1 protein-coding gene is annotated in these 580 nt (G+C 65.9%); it reads left to right on the top strand.

The genetic code is table 11. The annotated features are described in order from the left end of the window. A partial coding sequence (locus tag IE177_RS34640; RefSeq protein ID WP_190019455.1) for a (Fe-S)-binding protein occupies window positions 1-580 on the top strand: 580 nt, incomplete at both ends.

A 580-nucleotide genomic window follows, 5' to 3' on the forward strand; every position in this document is an offset into this window, starting at 1 on the left:
ACCCGGACGTGCTGTGGTCCTGCACCACGTGCGGTGCCTGCGTCGAGCAGTGCCCGGTCGACATCGAGCACGTCGACCACATCGTCGACATGCGCCGCTACCAGGTGATGATCGAGTCCGCGTTCCCGTCCGAGGCGGGCACGATGCTCAAGAACCTGGAGAAGAAGGGCAACCCCTGGGGCCTGGCGAAGAAGCAGCGCCTGGAGTGGACCAAGGAGGTCGACTTCGAGGTCCCGGTCGTCGGCAAGGACATCGAGGACCTCACCGAGGTCGAGTACCTGTACTGGGTCGGCTGCGCCGGCGCCCTGGAGGACCGGGCGAAGAAGACCACCAAGGCCTTCGCGGAGCTGCTGCACATCGCGGGCGTGAAGTTCGCGATCATGGGCGGTGACGAGAAGTGCACCGGTGACTCCGCCCGCCGCCTGGGCAACGAGCCCCTGTTCCAGGAACTGGGCATGGAGAACGTCGCCGCGCTGAACATGGCCTTCGGCGAGGATGACGAGGACGAGTCGACGAGGAAGCCGAAGTCGGCGAAGAAGATCGTCGCGACCTGCCCGCACTGCCTGAACACCCTGGGCAA

The sequence above is a fragment of the Streptomyces lucensis JCM 4490 genome, from assembly GCF_014650035.1.
GTDB classification, from domain to species: Bacteria; Actinomycetota; Actinomycetes; order Streptomycetales; family Streptomycetaceae; genus Streptomyces; species Streptomyces lucensis.